Genomic DNA, 20534 nt, shown 5'->3' on the forward strand with positions numbered 1-20534 from the left:
CCGGCCGAGAGCGAGAGAGAGTAGCCCTCGATGGCCAGCCTCAAGGACATGCGTGTTCGGATCTCGAGCGTGAAAGCCACGCAGAAGATCACGAAGGCCATGCAGATGGTCGCCGCCGCCAAGCTGCGCCGCAGCCAGGACGCCGCGCAGAACGCGCGTCCCTATGCGAGCCGGATGGCCGCGGTGATCGCCAACCTCGCGTCCGGCGTGAGCGGTGACGGCGCCCCCCTGCTTCTGGCGGGCACCGGCTCCAGCAAGCGTCACCTGATCGTCGTCGCCGCCGCGGATCGCGGTCTGGCCGGCGGTTTCTCCTCGTCCATCGTCCGGGCGGCCCGCGATCGCATCGCGTCGCTGCTGGCCGAGGGCAAGGACGTGAAGATCATCACGGTCGGCAAGAAGGCGCTTCCGCCCCTTCGCCGCCTGTACGGCGACCGGATCATCGAGAGCTTCGACCTTTCGGGCGAGCGCTCCCTGACGCTGGCCGTGGCCCAGCCGATCTCCGACCGGATCATCTCGCTCTACGAGGCCGGCGACGTCGATGTGGTCACCCTGTTCTACAGCCGCTTCAAGTCGGTGGTCAGCCAGACCCCGGTCGGCCAGCAGCTCATCCCGGCCCAGGTCGAGGGCGCGCCCGTCACCGATCTGCAGGGCGCGGTCTACGAGTACGAGCCTTCCGAGGAAGGCATTCTCGAGACCCTGCTGCCGCGCAACATCACGGTGCAGGTGCTGTCCGCCCTGCTCGAGAACATGGCCGGCTTCTACGCCAGCCAGATGACGGCCATGGACAACGCCACGCGCAACGCGGGCGACATGATCAAGGCCCTCACCGTCCAGTACAACCGAACCCGCCAGGCGCAGATCACCAAGGAGCTGATCGAGATCATCTCCGGCGCCGAAGCCCTCTGACCGCATAAAGATCGCACGGAAGACCAGACCAATGGCAACCGCCCCGAAGAAGCCCGCCGCCGCCAAGGCCCCCAAGGCCGCCGCCGCGCCCAAGGCTCCCGCCGCCACCAAGGCCGCCGCTCCCAAGGCGGCCGCCAAGGCTCCCGCCGCCAAGACGGCCGCGCCCAAGGCCGTGAAGCCGACCGCCCTGGTGGCGACCGGCAAAATCGTCCAGGTCATCGGCGCCGTCGTGGACGTCGAGTTCGAAGGTCACCTGCCGGCGATCATGAACGCCCTGGAGACCACCAACCTCGACCAGCGCACGGGCGAGCCGTTCCGCCTGGTTCTGGAAGTGGCCCAGCACCTGGGTGAAAACACTGTCCGCACCATCGCCATGGACACGACCGAGGGTCTGACCCGCGGCCAGGACGTCGCCGACACCGGCAAGGGCATCACCGTTCCGGTCGGCCCGGCCACGCTCGGCCGCATCATGAACGTCATCGGCGAGCCGATCGACGAAGCCGGCCCGATCGTCACCCCGCACTACAACGTCATTCACCGCGAGGCCCCGAGCTTCGCGGAGCAGTCGACCTCGGCCGAAGTGCTGGTCACGGGCATCAAGGTCATCGACCTGATGTGCCCCTACACCAAGGGCGGCAAGATCGGCCTGTTCGGCGGCGCCGGCGTGGGCAAGACCGTGACCATGCAGGAGCTGATCAACAACATCGCCAAGGCCTACGGCGGTTACTCGGTTCTGGCCGGCGTCGGCGAGCGCACCCGCGAAGGCAACGACCTCTATCACGAGATGATCGAGTCCAACGTGAACGTGGACCCGAAGAAGAACGGCGGCTCGACCGAAGGCTCCAAGTGCGCCCTGGTCTACGGCCAGATGAACGAGCCTCCGGGCGCCCGCGCCCGCGTCGCCCTGACCGGCCTTACCCAGGCCGAGTACTTCCGCGACGTGGAAGGCAAGGACGTGCTGCTGTTCATCGACAACATCTTCCGCTTCACCCAGGCCGGCTCGGAAGTGTCGGCTCTGCTGGGCCGCATCCCGTCGGCCGTGGGCTATCAGCCCACCCTGGCCACCGAGATGGGCAACCTGCAGGAGCGCATCACCTCGACCAACAAGGGTTCGATCACCTCGGTTCAGGCCATCTACGTGCCCGCCGACGACCTGACCGACCCGGCGCCCGCCGCCTCGTTCGCCCACCTGGACGCGACGACCGTGCTCAGCCGCGACATCGCCGCCCAGGCCATCTTCCCCGCCGTGGACCCGCTGGACTCCACCAGCCGGATCATGGACCCGCTGGTGATCGGTGAAGAGCACTACGGCGTCGCCCGCCGCGTTCAGGAAATCCTCCAGCAGTACAAGCAGCTGAAGGACATCATCGCCATCCTCGGCATGGACGAGCTGTCGGAAGAGGACAAGCTGACGGTCGCCCGCGCCCGCAAGATCAGCCGCTTCCTGAGCCAGCCGTTCTTCGTGGCCGAGCAGTTCACCAACAGCCCTGGCAAGTTCGTCGAGCTGGCTGACACGATCCGCTCGTTCAAGGCGATCTGCGAAGGCGAGTACGACCACCTGCCGGAAGGCGCCTTCTACATGGTCGGCGCGATCGAAGAGGCCGTCGAGAAGGCCGAGAAGATGGCGATGGAAGCCGCCTAATGGCTGACAAGCTCACCTTCTCCCTGGTCGCGCCCGAGCGCGAGGTGTTCTCCGGCGAGGTCGACCGCGTCGATGCGCCGGGCGCCGAGGGCGACTTTGGCGTTCTGGCCGGTCATGCGCCGTTCATGACGGCCCTGCGAGAAGGCGTGGTGGTGGTCCATGACGGATCCACCAGCCGCACCTTCCAGATTCACGGCGGCTTTGCCGACGTAAACGCCCAAGGGTTGACCATCCTCGCCGAGCACGCTGTCGAGGCCTAAGGTCTGTCCAACCTCCGCCGCAAAGCCAGCGCAGATTGGCTTGCGAGGGAACGCCCGGCGGTCTTGAATGATCGCCGACCAGAGAAAAGGATCTGACCGACATGCGCCGTCTCGCGCTCCTCAGCCTGACCGCCGCCGCCCTTGTGGCCGGCGCCGCCGTCGCCCAGGAACAACCCGCCGCCCCGGCGGCGCCCGCCGCTCCGGCGACAGCGCCTGCCGCGCCTGACGCGCCTGCCGCCCCCGCGACTCCGGAAGCGGCGCCCGCGCCGGAAGCCCCGCCTGCTCCGCCGCCGGAGCCGACGGACGTCACCTCGCTGGCCGTTATCAACACCATTGAACGCGTCTGCAGCCCGATGGTCCGCGGCACCAACATCGCCCAGCTGGCCCCCTCGCTCGGCTTCAAGAAGAAGCGCGATGTCTGGACCTGGGCCTACGCCAAGGGCTACTCGGTTTCGATCCAACCCTCCTCGACCAACCCGACGGTCTGCACGATCGACGTGAACCATCCGGTCGAAACCGTCGCCCCTGCGGCCACGCTGGCGACTGACCTGCACTACTGGGCGCAGCGTCAGGGCGGCGGCTGGTTCCTGGCCCGTTTCGACAAATACGTGACGGACATGGAACGCACGACCCGCTCCTGGGAAAAAGAAGGCGACACCGAGGGCGTGGCGCTCGTGCTGATGACCGAGCGCAAGACCGACGGTTCGCCGGTCAACGCCAAGTTCGATCACACCCAGGTTCTGTTCAGCATTCGTCCGAACTGACCGCCTGTGGTCTGGACTGATGTCGTCGGGGTGGCCGGGGTCCTTATGGTCCTGGCCGCCTACGCCGCCGCCGCGCTCGGCCGGCTCGACGTCAAGGGCGCGCCGTCGCTGTTCGCGAACTTCCTCGGCGCGTCCCTTATTCTTCTGTCGCTGTCCGTCGACTTCAACCTGTCCGCACTCCTGATGGAGGGCAGCTGGGCGCTGGTCTCGCTGGCCGGGCTGGTCCGCGTGCTGCTGCTCAGGCGGCGGCCTGGCGGCGCTCGCTGAGCCAGGACAGGCAGAGCGCCGCGACTTCGTCCCACCCGGGCTCGCCGGGCAGCCAGTGGCTCATCTCCCGCAGAACCTCGAACCGTGCCGACAGACGGTCGGCGGTCTGCTTCACCGTGGCCGGCGGATGGATTACGTCCCGACCCCCGGCGATGACCAGGGCCGGCGCCTCGACCCGGCCCGACGACACCGATGTCGTCATGAACGGATCCAGCCACCAGTTCAGCGTCTGCCAAAGGGCCAGGCCGCTTTCCGGCGTCATGCGCGCGAAAATCGCCTTGCGATCAGCCTTGTCCATACGGTCGAGGCTGTAGAGTTTGGCCAGGGCATAGTCGGGATCGATGGCCTGCAGCCAGAACGGGCCCAGCGCATAGAGGCTGACGGCCGAGATCGCCTCTTCCATGCTGGCGCCAGGCACGCCCCAGGGCGGGGATGGCGCGAGCAGGATCAGACCGGACACAGGCGCCTTTGCCGCCGCCAGGTGGGCCACCAGCCCGCCCATGGAATGGCCGATCAGGATCGGCGGCTCTGCGCAGTTCCGACAGAGGCCGGCGATATGGTCGGCGTAGTCCCGCATCGACCGGTTGGCGGGCGAGCCGCCGGGTGAATGGCCCGGCAGGTCCGGCGTCAGCACCACGTGGCCGGCCGCCTCGAACGGCGCGCGGAAACGGTCGAAGACCCAGCCGCCACAGAAGGCGCCGTGCACCATGATGACGGGCGCTGACATCAATTCCCCTTACGATGCCGGCGACGGACCTGCCTGGGCCGCGCCTGTCCGGACCATCGGGACATTACGTTGATTTCGGCTTGCGCACAGGCGGTTTCGCCTTCGAAGGCGCCTTTGCCGCGGCCTTGGCCGCGGTTCGGGCGGGTTTCACCCCAGCGGATTTGGCGGCAGGCGCGGCCTTCACCGCCTTGACCACCCTGGGGGCGGCCGGCTTGGCAGGCGCCTTGGCGGCGGGCGCCGGGGCTTTCGCCTTCACGGCTGGCGCGACCTTCGCGCCCGTCTTGACGGGCGCCGCCTTCGGGGTAGCGGGTTTGGCCGCGGTGACCGGCTTGGCAGGGGCCTTTGCGGGGGCCGGCGCCGCCTTCACTGCCGCAGCCGTCTTCACCTTCGGCACCGCCTTCTTCGAGGGCGCTTCAGGAGTCAGGCCCTTGTTGCCCAGCCAGGTCTGGATGTCGGCGATGACCTGGTCGCTGCCCGGCTCGTCGACGATCCAGTGTCCGTGGTCGGGATACTCCAGATAGTCGCCGCCAACCCGGGAGTACTTCTCGGCCAGCAGGCGCACGTCGCCGATCGGCACGGCGCGGTCGCGCGCACCGCCGAGGCTGAGGATCGGCGCCGTGATCTTCGTCTCGTCGACATAGGCCGAGCGCTCTGGATCGCGGTCGGGATAGCCGATGTCGGTGTAGACGCCGCCGCTGTCATAGACCGTACCGGCGAAGATACCGGCGTGCTTGGCCTTCGGCACGCGGTTCAGCACGCCCCAGGAGAAGCCCCACCGCCAGATCTTGTGGCTCTTCGCGCCGACGTCGCCGCTCAACAGGATGTTGGCGAAGGTCACTGCCTGGCCCGGCGCCCGGGGACCCCTGCAGTCAGCGGGCGAGGCCGGCGTGACCAGCACACCGGCCCGGCCGACGCCGCGCTCCAGTAGTTTCTGCACGACCAGTCCGCCCATCGAATGGCCGAACAGCACCGGCGGGACACCCGTCTCGGCCTCCAGCGTTGCCGCCAGGGCGGCGATATCGTCGATGTAGTCCTTGAGCCGTAGCGACGGCAGATCAGCCGGCGGGTTCTCGGCGACACGCTTGTCAGGCCTCAGGGTCGGCGTTTCAACGCGCCAGCCCTTGGCCCGGAACGCCGGCGCGAACCGTGACCAGGTGGCTCCGGTGCCGCCCACGCCGTGCAGCATGATGATCGCGCTCATGGTCGTCTCCGCCCCGCTAGCCGGCGAACCGCCCGAAGGCGGCCGCCACGGTTTCATAGGTTGAACGCTTGAAGGGTATGATCAGTCCCGGGGTCTCGTCGAGACGGGCCCAGCGCCAGGCGTCGAACTCGACCTGGTGGTGGGCGTCGAGGCGGATCTCCGACTCATCGCCTTCGAAGCGGAACGCGAACCAGATCTGCTTCTGGCCCTTCCACCGCCCACCCCGGGCCAGCACCTCGGGCGGAAAGTCATAGACCACCCAGTCGCCCGTGCGGTCGAGCAGGGACACGCTGGTGACTCCGGTCTCCTCGTCCAGCTCGCGCAGCGCGGCTTCATGGAGGTCCTCGCCCCGGTCAACGCCCCCCTGCGGGAACTGCCAGTTCCAGGGCGCGGGCGTGTTCACGCGCCGGCCGAGCCACACCAGCCCTTCCGGATTGAACAACACCACCCCGACGTTCGGCCGGTGCTGGGGATGGTCGTTGAGGTTCACCGGTGCGCCAGCGCTGATGCCGGCGCGAGCTGGAAGCCGCGTTCGGCCAGGCCACGGGCCCAGATGGCGGCCTGATCGACCGTGACCGGATAGGCGAAGCCGGAGCCCAGCGCCTGGCCGCGCGCGCGGGCGGCGGCTTCAAGCGCGGTCAGCTGCAGATTGATGGCCTCGGCTGACAGGTCGTCGTCGATCACCCGGTTGGCCGAGGCGCGAAGCGGACCCGCGCCCTTCCCGGCGGCCGCGCCGTCATCGACGAAGGCAAGGCCGCGTGTCTTGAGAGCCCCGGAGAATGCCGCCATGGCCCCGGGCGTCGCGACGAAACGCGAGCCGAGATAGTTGGTCAGCCCGAAATAGCCGGTCGCCCGCGACAGCAGCCATTCCAGCTTGCGCACGGTCTCCTGCGGACTGCTGCCGGCCAGCAGGGTCATGGGGCCGGGGTCATTCGACGGATAGTCGGCCGGCTCCATCGGCGCCTCAAGCAGCACCTCATGGCCATTGGCCCGCGCCAGGTCGATCCATCCCTGCAGACCGTCGGCGTAGGGCGCGAACGACAGCGTCACCTCGCCGGGCAGGGTCTCGATCGCCTTGCGGGTCAGGGCCGCGTTGAGGCCCAGCCCGCCGACGACCAAGGCGACGCGAGGCTTACCATTGGCGGTGAAGGGGCGGGCGTAGGCCTCAGCCGGCGTGCGGCCGCCGGGTCCGATGATCGGCAGCAAGGCCCCGCCGGGACCGGGTTCTGTCAGGCCGGCGATCGGGGCCGCGGGGAGGGCGCTCGATGGAGCGTCCTGGGCATCGCCGCCTTCAGGCAAGGTGATGAAGGCGGAACCGGCAATCGGGCTGGCCTCGGCCATCTGGATCGGGCCGTCGGAGAGGTCGTAGACGCCCGTGGTCAGGGGGGCGTGGGCGGCCTCGGGCGCCAGGGCCTCGCGCCAGCCGGGGACGGCTGCGCCGCTCGCGGCGGCTTCGGCCAGGGAGATGCGCACGTGCGGCGCGCCCGCCTTGGGATCGGCCGTGATGACGACGAGGGTCGCCAGCGTGAGGAGAAACAGAAGACCCGCGCCGCCGGCGCTGATCCACGGATTTTGCAGGGCTGTCAGGGCCGCTGCGCGCGCGCCGGCAAACCGTCCGGATCCGGCGGCGGTGCTGACGGCATAGGCGGGGGCGGGTTTTCTGGAGAACATGACAAGGCGACGGAGACTACGCGCCGCCAACCTCGCCGATTATGGTTAATGAAGCCCTATTTCGGCTTGCCGTCAGAGGGCGGCGGCACCAGTCGGCCGTCGACCATGGCCGCGATTTTCGGCGCCGGCTTGGGCAGTTTCGGGGTCGCCGCAACCGAGCCGTTGCGCAGCACGTCCAGAGCCCGCTGCAGCTGGAAATCGCACTTCAGCTCGAGGCCGGCGCTGAGCGACGTGATCGGGCGCTTCTTGCAGCTTTCCTCGTCAAACGTCGCCGGCGGGGCTTCCGCCGGGGCGTGAGCCGCCCGCCGGGCCGCGCCGTCCTCGGTATCGAGGGCTCCGCGCAGCGAGGCTTCGCTGTACTGGAAAGACCGGGTCGCGATCAGCTCGGCCTGTTCGCGGCTGGAGGCCACTTCCAGGTTCGGCTCGATGCCGGTGCGCTGGATCGAGCGACCGGACGGCGTGTAGTAGCGCGCCGTGGTCAGCTTCAGGGCGCCGTCCGCGCCGCCGCGCAGCGGGATCACCGTCTGGACCGAGCCCTTGCCGAAGCTGGTCAGACCGACGATCTCGGCCCGCTTGCGGTCCTGCAGGGCGCCGGCGACGATCTCCGCGGCCGAGGCGGAGCCGGAGTTGACCAGCACCACAACCGGCAGGCCGTTCAGCATGTCGCCGGGACGGGCGTTGTAGCGTTCGATGTCGCGGGCGTCGCGACCGCGCTGGCTGACGACTTCTCCGCCGTCGAGGAAGATGTCGGCCACGCCGACCGCCTGGTCGAGGAGGCCGCCGGGATTGTTGCGCAGGTCGAAGACCAGGCCCTTCATTTTGGGGTTCTGGGCCTGCAGACCCTTGATGGCCGCGACCACCTCGTCGGTGGCCTTTTCGTTGAAGCCCGACAGGCGCACGTAGCCGTAGTCGCCCTCGAGGCGCGCCGTGACCGACTTGGGTTTGATCACTTCACGGACCAGAACGACGTCAAAGGCGTCGGTCTTCTCGCGGGCGATGGTCAGGGTGACCTTGTCGCCGGCCGGGCCCCGCATCAGCTTGACCGCTTCGTTGGTCGGCAAGCCGATGACGCTCTCGCCGTTGACGGCGGTGATGTAGTCGCCCGGCTGCAGACCGGCGCGGGACGCGGGGGTGCCGTCCATCGGCGAGATGATCTTGACCACCCCGTCCTCGCTGGTGATCTCGATGCCCAGCCCGCCGTATTCCCCGCGAGTGGTGTCCTGCATGTCCTCGAAGCCTTCGGGAGCGAGGTATCCGGAGTGCGGGTCCAGCGAGGCGACCATGCCTTCGAGCGCGGCCTGGATCAGCTTCTTGTCGTCGACCTCGACGACATACTGCTTCTGGATGATGTCCAGCACGTCGCCGAACAGCTGCAGCATCTTGTAGGTCTGCGCCCTGGGCTGCGCGGTGGCCTCGGCCGACTGGCCCACATAGGCCATCGTGCCGGCGCCCAGAACAAAGGCGCACGCGCCGATCAGGAGGTTCTTCTTCAACATAGCCTTGCTGGAGGCTCCCTTTGCGGCCCTACGCGCCGCGTTCCGACTAAAGCCCGCGCACGGGCCGAAATTGTGTCCTACCGGACCACCGCTGCAACTCCGGCGCCGTCTTTCAGCCAGGGGGCCGGATCGATCGGCGTCCCTGACCTGCGAAGCTCCAGATAGAGCTCCGGCTCGCCGCCTCTCGCCATGCGTCCTATGGGCGCGCCGGCGGCGATGGTCTGTCCCGGCGCGGCTGTGGCTTCGCCAAGTCCCGCCAGAACCAGATGGTACGGGCCGGAGGTCCGGAGAATCAAGATGACCCCCCAACCCGTCACCGGCCCAGCGAATTCAACCACGCCTTGAGCCGGACTGACGACCGCGGCGCCCGCCCTGGCGCGGAATGAGACACCCTCCGCCCGCCCGCCGTTGCCCATGGCGACGCCGAAGCCCCGCGTCTGGACGACGCCGGCCGGCCGCAGAATTGGCCCGGGCCCCCTGTCAGGACCCGTCAGGCGCGGGAAGCTGTCCGCCAGCCCGCCGGGGCTGCCCAGATCGCGACCCGCGGCGACGGCGTCGTCGGGGTACTGGCGCTCGATGTCCGCCTGTTCGGTGAGCAGCTTCTCGACGTCACCGCGCCGGTCGGCGGCGAGGCTCTCGCTGGTGAACAACGACTCGTTGGCCGCCGCGGCCTGCCGACGCAGGGCGGCGATCTCGCGCGCCTCGGCTCCGTAGGCGCGGGCGCGGCGTTCAAGGGCCGGCGTCATCGCCCGGATCAGGATCGCAGCCCGGACGGCGTCGCGAGCGTCCTCGGGCCGGACCAGTAGGGCCGGCGGCGGATCCCGGCGAAAAAGCTGCAGCGCCCCGAGCAACCTGGCCAGCCGGTTGCGATCGCGACCCAGTTCGGCCGTCAGGGCCGTTTCACGGACATTGAGCATCTGCAGACGCCCCCGCGCACTGGCGACGTCGCGACTGCTCTGGGCCTGACGCGAGGCGAGGCGGTGCAGCTCTTCCCGCAAGGCCTCGATCTGGCGGCGCGCTTCCGCACGCCCGGCCGATCCGGCGGACCCGGACTGGATGGACAGGACTTCCATCATCCGCGGCGACGGGGCGTCGGCCGGCTCCTGCGCCGCGCCGCGGGCGGCGATGGCGCAGAGGATTAGAACGGCGAAAGTGGCCAGTCGGCGACGCATGGGAGGCTGATAGCAGAGGGCGCGCCGTCAGTCGCGGTGGTAGGGGCTTCCTGCCATGATGGTCACGGCGCGGTAGACCTGTTCGGCCAGCATCGCCCGGGCCAGGGCATGGGGCCAGGTCTGCGGTCCGAACGCCATCTTCGCGTTGGCCGCGTCGAGGATCGAGGCGTCGAGCCCGTCCGCCCCGCCGATCAGGAACACCAGCCGGCGAACGCCATCGTCGCGCAGGCGGCCGATCCGGGCGGCGAAGTCGCGGGAGGGCCAGACTGCGCCATGTTCATCACAGGCGATGACGAAGGCGTCCTTGAGGTGGGGAAGCAGGACCTCCGCCTCGGCGGCCTTGCCCGGCTTGCGGGCCTCGACCTCGACGATCTCCACCGGCCCAAGGCCGAGCGAGCGGCCGCTGGCCGTGGCGCGTTCGACGTAGTCCTTCGCCAGCAGGGCCTCGGGCATGCGGCCCAGCCGGCCGACAGTGAGGAGCGTGATCTTCATGCGTGCGTCCTTCGACACGGCCCTTCGGGCCTGCTCAGGATGACGTGCAATTTTACGTCATGGTGAGCAGCGCGAAGCGCGTGTCGAACCACGCAACTAGTTCGCCGGCGTGATGTGCGGCGAGTCGACCGACCAGATCTTCTCGATGTTGTAGAAGGTGCGCACTTCCGGGCGGAACAGATGAACGACGACGTCGCCGGCGTCGATCAGCACCCAGTCGCAGTGCGGCAGGCCTTCGACCCGCGCCTTGCCGTGACCGGCTTCCTTCAGGGCGCGCATGACATGGTCGGCCAGCGCGCCGACATGGCGATGCGAACGGCCTGACGCGACAATCATCGAGTCAGCCATCGGGCTTTTGCCCTTGAGATCAATCAGGACAACATCCTCTGCCTTGTCGTCATCGAGACGGGCCAGGATCAGATCTTCGACCGAACCGAAACTTTGTCGAGGTTCGTCGGATGAAGCCCCCGAAAGGGCCTCGTGCGCCTCGGGCGCCAACTCGCGATTCAGCGGAATGCTCCTCTATTCGCCTCGCTAAGCGGGACCCATAGCACGTCCCGGCCTGAACGTCAGCGAATCAGTGTCCCCGATTGTCCCGCTATGTCCCGGGGGTATCTGTCCCGGGAGTTCCGCGTTGGCGGTCGCGGATCGCGGTGGAGCTGGCGAAGTTGAACGGTCCGCGCAGATAGACCCAGGCCGGGGCCTTCATGGTCGCCAGCAGCGGGCCTTCGCGGGCGGGTCTGCGGAAATGCGCGAAGCGTTTCGCGGCTGGCGAGGTGCGCGCCTTGAGCGCCGCCCAGGGGCGCGAGACCACGGCGACGGGCAGCTCGCGCATGATCTGCGTCCAGCCGCGCCAGCCGTGGAACCCGGCCAGACTGTCGGCGCCCATGATCCAGACGAAGTGCACGCCCGGGAACCTGGCCTTGAGCACCCGCACCGTATCGATGGTGTACTGGGAGCCGATTCGCGTCTCCGCATCCGAGATGATCATCGCCGGTCCCCGCGCCCGGGCCCTGACGCCAGCCATGCGATCCTTCAGCGGCGCCGTCTCGTGTCGCTGCTTGAGGGGGTTCTGCGGCGAGACCAGCCAGACCACCCGGTCCAGGCGCAGCTTCTTCAGCGCCGTCTCGGCCACGTGCACATGGCCGTCGTGGACCGGGTTGAACGAGCCGCCATAGAGTCCCACCCGCATGCCCGGCTTCAGGTCGAAGCCAAGGCGCAGGGTGCGGGGCCTCCCGGCCTCAGGGACGAGTCTGGCCGGTCCCGCGAACCACATATTTGTACGTTGTCAGTTGCTCGGCCCCGACCGGACCGCGGGCGTGAAGTTTGTCTGTGGCGATGCCGATCTCGGCGCCGAAACCGAACTCGCCGCCGTCGGCGAACTGGGTCGAGGCGTTGACCAGGACGATCGCGGAGTCGACCAGCGCAATGAACCGGTCCGCCGCAGCCGGGTCCTCGGTGACGATGGCGTCGGTATGCCCCGATCCGTAGGCCGCGATGTGGGCGGCCGCGCCTTCGACGCCGTCGACCACCGCGACATTGAGGACCGCCGCCAGATGTTCGGTGGTCCAGTCCTCGCTTGAGGCCTGTTTCATCGATGGTTCGATCGCCCGGGCGGCCGAGTCGCCGCGCATTTCGCAGCGTTCACGGATCAGGGCGTCGGCGATCGGCGGCAGCAGCCGCGCCGCCGCGGCGCGGTCAATCAGCAGGGTCTCCGCCGACCCACAGACCGACACCCGGCGCATCTTGGCGTTGACGACGATGTCGCGGGCCTTGGCGATGTCGGCCTTCTCATGGACGAAGACGTGGTTGAGGCCTTCCAGATGGCCAAGTACGGGCGCGCGGGCCTCGGCCTGCACCCGGGCGACCAGGCTCTTGCCGCCGCGCGGGATGATCAGGTCGATGTGGCGGTCCAGGCCCGACAGGATTTCACCGACGGCGGCGCGATCGGTGGTGCGCACCTGCTGGATGCAGCTGGCGGGGAGGCCGGCCTTGAGCAGACCCTTCACCATCGCCGCATGCAGGGCCAGGTTCGTGCGCAGGCACTCAGACCCGCCGCGCAGGATCGCCGCGTTGCCCGAACGGATGCACAGCGCCGCGGCGTCGGCCGTCACGTTGGGCCGGCTTTCGTAGATGATCGCGATGACGCCGATTGGCGTGCGGATCCGGGCGATGTCCAGACCGTTGGGGCGGGTCCAGCGAGCGATTTCGGTTCCGAGCGGATCGGGGATCGCCGCGACCTGGGCCACGGCGTCGGCGACGTCTGCCAGCCGGGCTTCGTCGAGCATCATCCGGTCGAGCATCGGGCCGGAGAGGCCGGCCGCCTTCGCGGCGGCGAAATCAGCGGCATTGGCGGCGAGAATGGCGGGCGCGCTCGCCCGGATGGCGTCGGCGGCAGCGAGGATCGCGGCCGAGCGCTGGTCGGCGGTCGACAGGCGCAGGGCGCGCGCGCCGTCGCGGGCGGACCGTCCGGTCGCCAGCATCGTCGCCTGCAGGGATGCGCCCGCGTCGTCCACGGATCAAAACCTCGTTTTGCTCAGACTGAGCCTTAGCGGCTTTCCGCCAGCCCGACCAGCGCAAGGTCATCGGCGTGGATCAGCGGGCCGGCCGTAAAGCCCAGCGCCGCCTCGATCGCGTCCGACCGAAGGCCGGCGATCCTGCGGGCATCAGCCGCCTCGTAGCGCGCCAGGCCCCGGCCAATCTCGCCGTCCGGCCCTCGCACGAGCACGGCATCGCCCTTGTCGAAATCGCCCTCGACAGCGGTCACGCCCGCCGGCAGCAGGCTCTTGCCGGCGCGCAGGGCGGTGGCGGCGCCGGCGTCCACCGTCAGGGTTCCCGCCGGCGCCAGCGAGCCCGCGATCCAGCTCTTGTAGGCGGCGGCAGGGCTGATAGCGGCCTCGATGATCGTCGACGGCGCGTCGTCCTCGATCGCCAGCAGCGGCCGGGGTCGACTGCCCAGGGTGATGATGGTGGCGCAGCCGGCCGCGCGGGCGATGCGGGCGGCGGCGATCTTGGTCGCCATGCCGCCGGTGCCGACGCCCGAGGAGGCATTGGCGCCGCCGGCCATTTCGGCGATCTCCGGCGTGATGTCGGCGATCCGCTCCAGCCGGACGGCCGACGGATCGCGGCGTGGGTCGGCGGTGTAGAGGCCATCGATGTCCGACAGCAGCACGAGCATGTCGGCCCCGATCATCTGGGCCACGCGGGCAGCCAGGCGGTCGTTGTCGCCGTAGCGGATCTCTTCGGTGACGACGGTGTCGTTCTCGTTGACGACCGGCACGACGCCGAGGTCCAGCAGGGTCTCGACCGTGGCGCGGGCGTTCAGCCAGCGGCGGCGGACCTCCGTGTCGTCCCGCGTCAGAAGCACCTGGGCCACGGCCTGGCCGTGGGGTTCGAACGCCTCTTCCCAGGCGCGCATCAGCAGGGACTGGCCGGCGGCGGCGGACGCCTGCTTTTCCGGCAGGGTCAGGGCCTTGCGCTTGAGGCCCAGGCGGCGACGGCCCAGCGCGACGGCGCCGGACGAGACCACGAGCAGTTGCTGGCCCCGGGCCCTAAGGCGGGCGGCGTCGGCGGCGAAGGCGGTCAGCCAGTTGCGTGCGGGAAGGCCGGATTGCGCGTCGACCACGAGGGCGGACCCGACCTTGATCACCACGCGCCGGGCGCTGCTCAGGCCGGTCGACGAGCCGCTCATCAGTTGGCCTTCAGCTTCTCGACGAAACCCTTGCAGACCTCGGGAACGCCGCTGGCGGCCCAGGCCGTGACGAAGCCCTGCCTGTCGAACGCGATGGCCAGGCGGCACTGGAAGGGGTCGCCACGCAGGCAGCGCATGGACAGGGTCTTGGGGTCCATGCCGCAGGTCATCTCCTGCTCGACCTTCAGTTCCCAGAACACCACTTCGCCATCGCTGGCCGGACGGGTTCCGGACGAGAAGCCCAACTTGCCACGCAGGCGATCGCCGGACTTGCCCTTGTAGGGGGCCATCAGGGCGTTGATCTCGGCGATCACCGGATCGACGGCGGGCTTTTCGGCGGTCGGCGTAGCTGTCGCCGTCGCCGCGACAGGCGGGGCCGCGGCCGCGGCCGGGTCACCGGCGGCCAACAGCAGAAGCGAGAACAGACTGGCGATCAGCATGGCTATGATCCTCGCATCACACCGGCGACCAGCCGGGAGCCGCATCATCGGCGGACTCGACCGTCGCTTCGGCTGCTTCCTCCGCCCGGTGCGCCCTGACGGCCTGGAACGTGGCGCGCAGCATCTCCTGCACGCCCTCGCCGGACACGCCGGAAATCAGGCGAGGCGCGACGCCCGACGCCTTTTTCAGCGCCTTGGCCTTGGCCTTCCGTTCGTCGGGGTCGACCGCATCGACCTTGTTGAGGGCGAGAATTTCGGGGCGGTCGGCCAGGCCTTCGCCATAGGCCTCCAGCTCGCCGCGCACGGTGCGCCAGGCCCCCACAACATCGTCCTGGGTCGCGTCGACCAGGTGGATCAGGGCGCCGGCGCGCTCGACGTGGCCGAGGAAGCGGACGCCAAGGCCCGCGCCTTCGGACGCGCCCTCGATCAGACCGGGAATGTCGGCGATGACGAATCGTTCCTCTGACGAGAGGTCGACGATGCCGAGGTTCGGGACCAGGGTCGTGAAGGGATAGTCGGCGATCTTCGGCTTGGCCGCGCTGACCGCCGCCAGGAAGGTGGACTTGCCGGCATTGGGCAGGCCGACCAGTCCGGCGTCGGCGATCAGCTTCAGCCGCATCCACAGCCAGCGTTCCTCGCCCGGCAGGCCGGGGTTGGCGTGCTTGGGAGCCTGGTTGATCGGGCCCTTGAACCGGTCGTTGCCCCAGCCGCCGTTGCCGCCCTTGGCCAGCAGGATGCGCTTGCCGGCGGCGTCGAGGTCGGCGACCAGGGTCTCCTTGTCGTCTTCCAGCACCTGGGTGCCGACCGGGACCTTGAGGATCACATCCTCGCCCGCCGCGCCGTGGCGGTTGCGGCCCATGCCGTGGATGCCGGTGCCGGCCTTGAAGTGCTGCTGGTAGCGATAGTCGATCAGGGTGTTGAGGCCTTCGACGGCTTCGATCCACACGTCGCCGCCCCGGCCGCCGTCACCGCCGTCCGGACCGCCGTATTCGATGTACTTCTCGCGCCGGAACGAGACAGCCCCGCCGCCGCCGTCGCCCGAACGGATGTAGATCTTGCACTGGTCGAGAAATTTCATCGCGCCCTTATGGGCCAAGGCAAGGGTCCAGAAAAGGGCGGCGGCCCCATCGCGGGGTCGCAAAGATGCCCGGATGGCGGCATAGGAGACCGGAATGCCGTCTATCGGGAGCCTTTCATGCGCGGCGCGCTTCGACTGCTGATCGGGCTGACCGCCCTCCTTCTGTTGCCGGCGGCCTCGATGGCCGCCCGTCCGACCCTGCGGCCGGACGACATGACGCTGGGCAGCCCCACGGCGAAGGTCGTTGTGGTGGAGTACGCGTCGCTCAGCTGTCCGCATTGCGCGCGGTTCCACAAATCCGTCTTCCCGGCGTTCAGGAAGAAGTACATCGACACCGGCAAGGTGCAGTTCGTCTACCGGGAGTTCATCACCAGTCCGGCCGAGATCGCCGTGCCCGCGACCATGCTGGCCCGATGCGCGGGCAAGGATCGGTATTTCCAGGTCGTCGACCGGGTCTTCGCCACCCAGGACGAGATGTTCGACGACGGGACGATCGCCGGAGTTCACCGGATCCTGCGTCGGGAAGCGGCGGCGCTCGGCATCGACAGCGCGGCCTATAGCGCCTGCGTCCAGGACGAGGCCGCTTTCGAAGCGCTCAAGGCCCGTGTCGAACAGGCTTCGACCGGGGACAAGGTCGATGGCACGCCGACCTTCGACGTCAACGGCAAGCGGGTCGAGCCCCCGCTGGGCAAGGAGATGGACCTGGCCACGCTCGACGCCGCCATCGCCGCGGCGATGAAGGGCAAAGGCGGCCCAGGCCTGCTCGGCCTGTTCCGCAAGCCCTGAGGCGTCAGGCCAACCAGACCATCGACCGGCAGGGAACCGTCTCGCCGCGAGCCAGGCTGTCGCGCAGCTCGACCCGGCCGGTGTAGAGGAACCCTGCGCGGCACAGCACACGGCCGGACGCGGGGTTGTCCGAGAAATGCGCGGCGGAGACGACGCGCTTCTTCCAGCCGCGAGCGGCCCAGTCCATGGCGCCGACGAGGGCTTCGCTGGCCAGGCCGCGGCCCCAAAACGGCTTGCCGATCCAGTAGCCGACCTCCAGCGCGTCTTCGGCGTTGCAGAAGAAGCCCAGGCCACCGACCACGCCGGCGTCGTCATGGTCGATCATGAAGTTTATGTCGGTCCGGCGGTCAGCGATCGCGCAACCGGCGATGAAGTCCTCTGCGTCGCCCAGGGCGTAGGGCCAGGGCATGCGCGAGGTCATGCGGCTGATGTCGAAGTCGTTGCAGAGCTCGGCCAGACGCGGGGCGTCTTCCATCAGGGGCGCCCGCAGGGTCAGCCGCCTGGTCTCGATCCGGGGCGTGGTCTCGATCACGCACATGGTGGTCCTCCCGGCCCCTCTCCGGGGGCCTGAACATGCAAAAGCGGGGAGCCCGGCGTCCGGACTCCCCGCTTGAGGAATTGCATGTCCGGATCGCCTGTATCGGGCGATCCGGAGGAGGTCGGGTCGCCTATTCGGCGGCCTGGGCGACCTCGGCCGGAACGACCGTCGCGTAGGTGCGATTATTGCGCTTGGTCACAAACTTCACCGCGCCGTGTACGAGCGCGAAGAGGGTGTGGTCCTTGCCGATGCCGACATTGGTGCCCGGCCAGAACTTCGTGCCGCGCTGACGAATGATGATGTTGCCGGCGAGGACCTTCTCGCCGCCGAATTTCTTCACGCCGAGACGACGGCCGGCGGAGTCGCGACCGTTGCTCGAGGAGCCGCCTGATTTCTTGTGAGCCATTGTGCTCTCCTGTCTCTCTGGAGGCGCCGCCGCTTAGGCGTCGCCGTCCTTCTTGGCGGCCGGCTTCTTGGCAGCGGCCTTCTTGGCGGGGGCGGCGTCAGCGTCGGCCTTGGCGGCCTTCGGAGCAGCGGCCTTCTTCGGCGCGGCGGCCTTGGGAGCAGCTTCAGCCTTGGGGGCGGCGGCCTTGGCGGCCGGGGTCGCCTTTACAGCCTTCGGCGTCGCGCCGCCGAGCGGCTGGAAGGCCAGGCCACGGGCGCGGGCGTCGAGTTCACGCTTCGTGGTCAGGCTGACTTCGCCGTCCCACTTGTCGGTCTTGCCGGCGCCGGCCACGGCGGTGACGCGCAGCACGGTCTCGTGCTGACGGTGACCCTTCGTGCGGCGATAGCCCTGACGGCGGATCTTCTTGAAGATCTTCACCTTGTCGCCCTTGCGGGTCTCGATCAGGGTGGCGTTGACCGTCGCGCCATCGACCAGGGGCGCGCCAATGGTCACCGCGTCGCCGTCGCCGAGCATCAGCACTTCACCGAACGCGACATCCGCGCCCGGCTCACCCGCCAGCTTCTCGACAACGAGCAGATCGCCCGCCTTGACCCGGTACTGCTTGCCGCCGGTCTTGATCACCGCGTACATGGTGTTCGCCTTGAAAATCTTGAGTTCGCAAAATAGATCGCGCCCGCGAGGTGTCCCGCGGGCGAGGGAGCGGTCTTATACAGCCGGCGACTTCTGAGTCAACGCCGCGAAGGCAGTTGAAGCCCCTATCGTCAAAGCTTCAGGCCAAAGCGCGGCCCGGCCCAGATCATCAGGCCGTAAAGAGCCATCGTCAGGACGCAGCCGGCCGCCAGCGCGGGGTAGAAGGCACGCCCCGCTTCAACAGCGCCGGCACCAGCAGAAGCAGCGGCAGGGACGGCAGGACGAACCAGAAGGTCGCCTGGGAATGATCTGCCAGTCGTTGGACATCGCCTGTGTCGCGCCACAGCCACATCATGCCGATCACGGACACCAGCGGCAGGGAGGCGATCAGGCCGCCGACACCCGGGTATCGTTTCGCAATCTCCGAAACGATGGCGATGATGGCCCCAGACAGGCCTGCCTTGATGATGAGGTAAAGCATGGTCGGGCCATCATGACCTTTCAGGCTGACGCGCGCGAGTCGCCGCATGGCCACTGGAACGTTACTATGTAACAGGCTATAGCCGTCGGGTGATCTCGCCCTTCTTCCTCTCCTTCGCCGCGGCCGGTTTCGGCGTCGCCCTCGTGCATGTGGCTATCCCCACGCACTGGCTGCCGTTTGTCCTGGTGGGGCGGGCCCAGGGCTGGACCCTGCGCCGGGTGCTCGGCGCGGCCACGGCGGCGGGTGTGGGACATATCCTGACGACCTCGATCGTCGGCGTTCTTATCCTGATGGCCGGCCGGTTCATGGAGCAATGGCTGCAGGGGCTGCTGCACTACGCCGCCGCCGCGCTGCTGTTCGGCTTCGGCGTCTTCTATCTGATGCGCGCGTTCCAGCGCAGGCTGGCGGTCGCCGGGATCAGTGACGAGACGCTGACCGCCCCGCCGCGGGTCAGTGACGGCGCGGCCTGGTGGGGTGTCGTCGGAGCCCTGGCGCTGTCACCCGGCGAGGTGCTGCTCTCCTTCTATCTTACGGGCGACAGCCACGGCTGGCCCGGCCTCGTCCTGCTGAGCACGGTCTTCCTGATCGGCACCCTGGCGGGCATGGTCGCGTTAATCAGCCTGACCTGGGCGGGCATGGCCCATTTCCGCATGGAGCGGCTGGCGCGCTATGAATCGGCGGCGCTGGGCGCGGTTCTGATCGCCCTCGGCGTCGCGGTAGTGGTTTTCAGCGCCTGAGCCGCCTATCTAGCCGCCATGACCGAAGCTTCCGCGACCCGCATCCCCGTCACCGTGCTCACCGGCTATCTCGGCGCCGGCAAGACCACGCTCCTCAACCGCATTCTCACCGAGGACCACGGCAAGCGATACGCCGTGATCGTCAACGAGTTCGGCGAGATCGGCATCGACAACGACCTGGTGGTCGGGGCCGACGAGGAAGTGTTCGAGATGAACAACGGCTGCGTCTGCTGCACGGTGCGCGGCGACCTGATCCGGGTGGTTTCCGGCCTGATGAAGCGCAAGGGCGGGTTCGACGCGATCATCGTCGAAACCACCGGCCTCGCCGATCCCGGTCCGGTGGCCCAGACCTTCTTTGTCGACGATGACGTGCGCGCCCGCACGAAACTCGACTCGGTGACGACGGTCGTCGACGCCAAGCACCTGCCTCTGCGGCTGGCTGACAGCCGGGAAGCGGTGGAGCAGATCGCCTTCGCCGACCAGATCCTGCTCAACAAGACCGACCTCGTGACGCCGGCCGAACTGAAGGCCGTCGAGGCGCAGATCCGCCGCATCAATCCGCTGGCCCCGATCCATCACACCCAGCGCTCGGCCGTGCCGCTGGACGCCATCCTCGGCCGGGGCGGGTTCGACCTCGACCGGATCACCGAGCTGGAGCCGGAGTTCCTCAACCCGGCGCACGGTGAAGCGGGTCATGTGCATGATGAGGACTGCGACCACGACCATGGCCACGACCACCATCACCACGATCATGGCCATGACCATCACGCGCACGACCATGTCGCCGAGGCCGGCATCCGGGGGGTTTCCCTGACGCTGGAGCGGCCGCTGGACAGCATCAAGGTGACCAACTGGCTGAACCAGCTGCTCGCCGACAAGGGTCCCGACATCCTGCGCGCCAAGGGCATCCTGGATGTGAAGGGCGAAAGCCGCCGCCTGGTGTTCCAGGCCGTGCACATGATCCTTGAGGGCGACTTCCAGCGCGACTGGAAAGACGGCGAGCATCGCTACAGCCGCATGGTGTTCATCGGCCGGGATCTCGACGAGGCCGCGCTGAAGGCCGGCTTCGAAGCCTGCGCGGCCTGATGCTCCCCATCGGGGGAGCTGTCGGCGCGTCGCGCTGACTGATGGGGTCACCCGAAATCTGAG

At 68.6% G+C, this 20534-nt stretch carries 25 protein-coding genes; 8 read left to right on the top strand and 17 right to left on the bottom strand.

All coding sequences use genetic code 11. The annotated features are described in order from the left end of the window. Nucleotides 1–30 precede the first annotated feature (30 nt). The 5 genes from ACODSL_RS16330 (at nucleotide 31) to ACODSL_RS16350 (ending at nucleotide 3839) form a co-directional block, all read left to right on the top strand. Nucleotides 31–906, top strand: coding sequence for a F0F1 ATP synthase subunit gamma (locus ACODSL_RS16330; RefSeq protein ID WP_488901781.1), 876 nt, complete (start codon nucleotides 31–33; stop codon nucleotides 904–906). Nucleotides 907–937: 31 nt separating this feature from the next. Further along, nucleotides 938–2548 (top strand): F0F1 ATP synthase subunit beta, encoded by a 1611-nt coding sequence (gene atpD, locus ACODSL_RS16335; protein WP_488901782.1) that lies wholly within the window; start codon nucleotides 938–940, stop codon nucleotides 2546–2548. Then, nucleotides 2548–2808, top strand: a complete 261-nt coding sequence (locus ACODSL_RS16340) for an ATP synthase F1 subunit epsilon (RefSeq protein ID WP_488901783.1) — start codon at nucleotides 2548–2550, stop codon at nucleotides 2806–2808. Before atpD ends, ACODSL_RS16340 begins: the two co-directional genes overlap by 1 nt. A 101-nt stretch (nucleotides 2809–2909) precedes the next feature. Then, nucleotides 2910–3572: a hypothetical protein gene (locus tag ACODSL_RS16345; RefSeq protein ID WP_488901784.1), complete on the top strand. Its 663-nt coding sequence runs from the start codon at nucleotides 2910–2912 to the stop codon at nucleotides 3570–3572. Nucleotides 3573–3578: 6 nt separating this feature from the next. Beyond that, nucleotides 3579–3839 carry a CBU_0592 family membrane protein gene (locus ACODSL_RS16350; RefSeq protein ID WP_488901785.1) on the top strand — a complete coding sequence of 87 codons (261 nt, stop codon included), beginning with the start codon at nucleotides 3579–3581 and terminating at the stop codon, nucleotides 3837–3839. Here the strand turns inward: ACODSL_RS16350 and ACODSL_RS16355 are convergent. From ACODSL_RS16355 to obgE, 13 genes are all read right to left on the bottom strand, one after another. After that, nucleotides 3811–4566, bottom strand: coding sequence for an alpha/beta fold hydrolase (locus tag ACODSL_RS16355; RefSeq protein WP_488901786.1), 756 nt, complete (start codon nucleotides 4564–4566; stop codon nucleotides 3811–3813). The two genes, ACODSL_RS16350 and ACODSL_RS16355, sit on opposite strands and share 29 nt — an antisense overlap. 64 nt (nucleotides 4567–4630) lie before the next feature. After that, nucleotides 4631–5767: an alpha/beta hydrolase gene (locus ACODSL_RS16360; protein WP_488901787.1), complete on the bottom strand. Its 1137-nt coding sequence runs from the start codon at nucleotides 5765–5767 to the stop codon at nucleotides 4631–4633. Nucleotides 5768–5783: 16 nt separating this feature from the next. Next, nucleotides 5784–6257 (bottom strand): RNA pyrophosphohydrolase, encoded by a 474-nt coding sequence (locus tag ACODSL_RS16365; RefSeq protein WP_488901788.1) that lies wholly within the window; start codon nucleotides 6255–6257, stop codon nucleotides 5784–5786. After that, complete coding sequence (locus ACODSL_RS16370) at nucleotides 6254–7438, bottom strand: divergent polysaccharide deacetylase family protein (protein ID WP_488901789.1); 1185 nt, start codon at nucleotides 7436–7438, stop codon at nucleotides 6254–6256. Before ACODSL_RS16370 ends, ACODSL_RS16365 begins: the two co-directional genes overlap by 4 nt. A 56-nt stretch (nucleotides 7439–7494) precedes the next feature. Further along, entirely contained in the window at nucleotides 7495–8931 is a 1437-nt protein-coding gene (locus tag ACODSL_RS16375) for a S41 family peptidase (RefSeq protein WP_488901909.1), read from the bottom strand. Between the two features lie 80 nt (nucleotides 8932–9011). Beyond that, a complete protein-coding gene (locus tag ACODSL_RS16380) occupies nucleotides 9012–10106 on the bottom strand; it encodes a murein hydrolase activator EnvC family protein (RefSeq protein ID WP_488901790.1) in 1095 nt (364 codons plus the stop codon). 27 nt (nucleotides 10107–10133) lie between these two features. Next, complete coding sequence (rlmH, locus tag ACODSL_RS16385) at nucleotides 10134–10598, bottom strand: 23S rRNA (pseudouridine(1915)-N(3))-methyltransferase RlmH (RefSeq protein WP_488901791.1); 465 nt, start codon at nucleotides 10596–10598, stop codon at nucleotides 10134–10136. Between the two features lie 96 nt (nucleotides 10599–10694). Continuing rightward, nucleotides 10695–11114, bottom strand: coding sequence for a ribosome silencing factor (gene rsfS / locus ACODSL_RS16390; RefSeq protein ID WP_488901910.1), 420 nt, complete (start codon nucleotides 11112–11114; stop codon nucleotides 10695–10697). Between the two features lie 82 nt (nucleotides 11115–11196). After that, nucleotides 11197–11874, bottom strand: a complete 678-nt coding sequence (locus tag ACODSL_RS16395) for a nicotinate-nucleotide adenylyltransferase (protein WP_488901792.1) — start codon at nucleotides 11872–11874, stop codon at nucleotides 11197–11199. Then, nucleotides 11840–13114 (bottom strand): glutamate-5-semialdehyde dehydrogenase, encoded by a 1275-nt coding sequence (locus tag ACODSL_RS16400; protein WP_488901793.1) that lies wholly within the window; start codon nucleotides 13112–13114, stop codon nucleotides 11840–11842. The genes ACODSL_RS16395 and ACODSL_RS16400 overlap by 35 nt, the downstream gene beginning before the upstream one ends. A 32-nt stretch (nucleotides 13115–13146) precedes the next feature. Beyond that, a complete protein-coding gene (gene proB, locus ACODSL_RS16405; RefSeq protein WP_488901794.1) occupies nucleotides 13147–14289 on the bottom strand; it encodes a glutamate 5-kinase in 1143 nt (380 codons plus the stop codon). Continuing rightward, on the bottom strand, nucleotides 14289–14729 hold the full coding sequence (locus tag ACODSL_RS16410; RefSeq protein WP_488901795.1) for a hypothetical protein: 441 nt from the start codon (nucleotides 14727–14729) through the stop codon (nucleotides 14289–14291). Before ACODSL_RS16410 ends, proB begins: the two co-directional genes overlap by 1 nt. A gap of 16 nt (nucleotides 14730–14745) precedes the next feature. Continuing rightward, nucleotides 14746–15807: a GTPase ObgE gene (obgE, locus tag ACODSL_RS16415; RefSeq protein ID WP_488901796.1), complete on the bottom strand. Its 1062-nt coding sequence runs from the start codon at nucleotides 15805–15807 to the stop codon at nucleotides 14746–14748. Nucleotides 15808–15924: 117 nt separating this feature from the next. Here obgE and ACODSL_RS16420 point away from each other — a divergent pair, with 117 nt between their 5' ends. Beyond that, on the top strand, nucleotides 15925–16593 hold the full coding sequence (locus ACODSL_RS16420) for a DsbA family protein (RefSeq protein ID WP_488901797.1): 669 nt from the start codon (nucleotides 15925–15927) through the stop codon (nucleotides 16591–16593). A gap of 4 nt (nucleotides 16594–16597) precedes the next feature. Here the strand turns inward: ACODSL_RS16420 and ACODSL_RS16425 are convergent, their stop codons facing one another. From ACODSL_RS16425 to ACODSL_RS16440, 4 genes are all read right to left on the bottom strand, one after another. Further along, the gene (locus ACODSL_RS16425; RefSeq protein WP_488901798.1) at nucleotides 16598–17131 is read right to left on the bottom strand and encodes a GNAT family N-acetyltransferase; all 534 of its coding nucleotides are present in this window, start codon (nucleotides 17129–17131) and stop codon (nucleotides 16598–16600) included. A 130-nt stretch (nucleotides 17132–17261) separates the two neighbouring features. After that, the gene (gene rpmA / locus ACODSL_RS16430) at nucleotides 17262–17537 is read right to left on the bottom strand and encodes a 50S ribosomal protein L27 (protein WP_488901799.1); all 276 of its coding nucleotides are present in this window, start codon (nucleotides 17535–17537) and stop codon (nucleotides 17262–17264) included. 33 nt (nucleotides 17538–17570) lie between these two features. Then, the gene (gene rplU / locus ACODSL_RS16435; protein WP_488901800.1) at nucleotides 17571–18167 is read right to left on the bottom strand and encodes a 50S ribosomal protein L21; all 597 of its coding nucleotides are present in this window, start codon (nucleotides 18165–18167) and stop codon (nucleotides 17571–17573) included. A gap of 190 nt (nucleotides 18168–18357) precedes the next feature. Next, on the bottom strand, nucleotides 18358–18648 hold the full coding sequence (locus ACODSL_RS16440; protein ID WP_488901801.1) for a DUF3147 family protein: 291 nt from the start codon (nucleotides 18646–18648) through the stop codon (nucleotides 18358–18360). 89 nt (nucleotides 18649–18737) lie between these two features. Between ACODSL_RS16440 and ACODSL_RS16445 the strand changes: the two genes are divergently transcribed. Both ACODSL_RS16445 and ACODSL_RS16450 read left to right on the top strand, forming a co-directional pair. Further along, complete coding sequence (locus ACODSL_RS16445; protein WP_488901802.1) at nucleotides 18738–19385, top strand: hypothetical protein; 648 nt, start codon at nucleotides 18738–18740, stop codon at nucleotides 19383–19385. Nucleotides 19386–19403: 18 nt separating this feature from the next. Next, nucleotides 19404–20471 carry a CobW family GTP-binding protein gene (locus ACODSL_RS16450; RefSeq protein ID WP_488901803.1) on the top strand — a complete coding sequence of 356 codons (1068 nt, stop codon included), beginning with the start codon at nucleotides 19404–19406 and terminating at the stop codon, nucleotides 20469–20471. Nucleotides 20472–20534 lie beyond the last annotated feature (63 nt).

The organism is Caulobacter sp. FG121 (genome assembly GCF_057809815.1).

Excerpts from the sequence above, each read along its gene's own strand:
- ACODSL_RS16330 (WP_488901781.1), top strand. The coding sequence starts at position 31 with ATGGCCAGCCTCAAGGACATGCGTGTTCGGATCTCGAGCGTGAAAGCC.
- atpD (WP_488901782.1), top strand. The coding sequence starts at position 938 with ATGGCAACCGCCCCGAAGAAGCCCGCCGCCGCCAAGGCCCCCAAGGCC.
- ACODSL_RS16340 (WP_488901783.1), top strand. The coding sequence starts at position 2,548 with ATGGCTGACAAGCTCACCTTCTCCCTGGTCGCGCCCGAGCGCGAGGTG.
- ACODSL_RS16345 (WP_488901784.1), top strand. The coding sequence starts at position 2,910 with ATGCGCCGTCTCGCGCTCCTCAGCCTGACCGCCGCCGCCCTTGTGGCC.
- ACODSL_RS16355 (WP_488901786.1), bottom strand. The coding sequence starts at position 4,566 with ATGTCAGCGCCCGTCATCATGGTGCACGGCGCCTTCTGTGGCGGCTGG.
- ACODSL_RS16360 (WP_488901787.1), bottom strand. The coding sequence starts at position 5,767 with ATGAGCGCGATCATCATGCTGCACGGCGTGGGCGGCACCGGAGCCACC.
- ACODSL_RS16370 (WP_488901789.1), bottom strand. The coding sequence starts at position 7,438 with ATGTTCTCCAGAAAACCCGCCCCCGCCTATGCCGTCAGCACCGCCGCC.
- ACODSL_RS16380 (WP_488901790.1), bottom strand. The coding sequence starts at position 10,106 with ATGCGTCGCCGACTGGCCACTTTCGCCGTTCTAATCCTCTGCGCCATC.
- rlmH (WP_488901791.1), bottom strand. The coding sequence starts at position 10,598 with ATGAAGATCACGCTCCTCACTGTCGGCCGGCTGGGCCGCATGCCCGAG.
- ACODSL_RS16395 (WP_488901792.1), bottom strand. The coding sequence starts at position 11,874 with ATGTGGTTCGCGGGACCGGCCAGACTCGTCCCTGAGGCCGGGAGGCCC.
- proB (WP_488901794.1), bottom strand. The coding sequence starts at position 14,289 with ATGAGCGGCTCGTCGACCGGCCTGAGCAGCGCCCGGCGCGTGGTGATC.
- ACODSL_RS16410 (WP_488901795.1), bottom strand. The coding sequence starts at position 14,729 with ATGCTGATCGCCAGTCTGTTCTCGCTTCTGCTGTTGGCCGCCGGTGAC.
- obgE (WP_488901796.1), bottom strand. The coding sequence starts at position 15,807 with ATGAAATTTCTCGACCAGTGCAAGATCTACATCCGTTCGGGCGACGGC.
- ACODSL_RS16420 (WP_488901797.1), top strand. The coding sequence starts at position 15,925 with ATGCGCGGCGCGCTTCGACTGCTGATCGGGCTGACCGCCCTCCTTCTG.
- ACODSL_RS16425 (WP_488901798.1), bottom strand. The coding sequence starts at position 17,131 with ATGTGCGTGATCGAGACCACGCCCCGGATCGAGACCAGGCGGCTGACC.
- rpmA (WP_488901799.1), bottom strand. The coding sequence starts at position 17,537 with ATGGCTCACAAGAAATCAGGCGGCTCCTCGAGCAACGGTCGCGACTCC.
- rplU (WP_488901800.1), bottom strand. The coding sequence starts at position 18,167 with ATGTACGCGGTGATCAAGACCGGCGGCAAGCAGTACCGGGTCAAGGCG.
- ACODSL_RS16440 (WP_488901801.1), bottom strand. The coding sequence starts at position 18,648 with ATGCTTTACCTCATCATCAAGGCAGGCCTGTCTGGGGCCATCATCGCC.
- ACODSL_RS16450 (WP_488901803.1), top strand. The coding sequence starts at position 19,404 with ATGACCGAAGCTTCCGCGACCCGCATCCCCGTCACCGTGCTCACCGGC.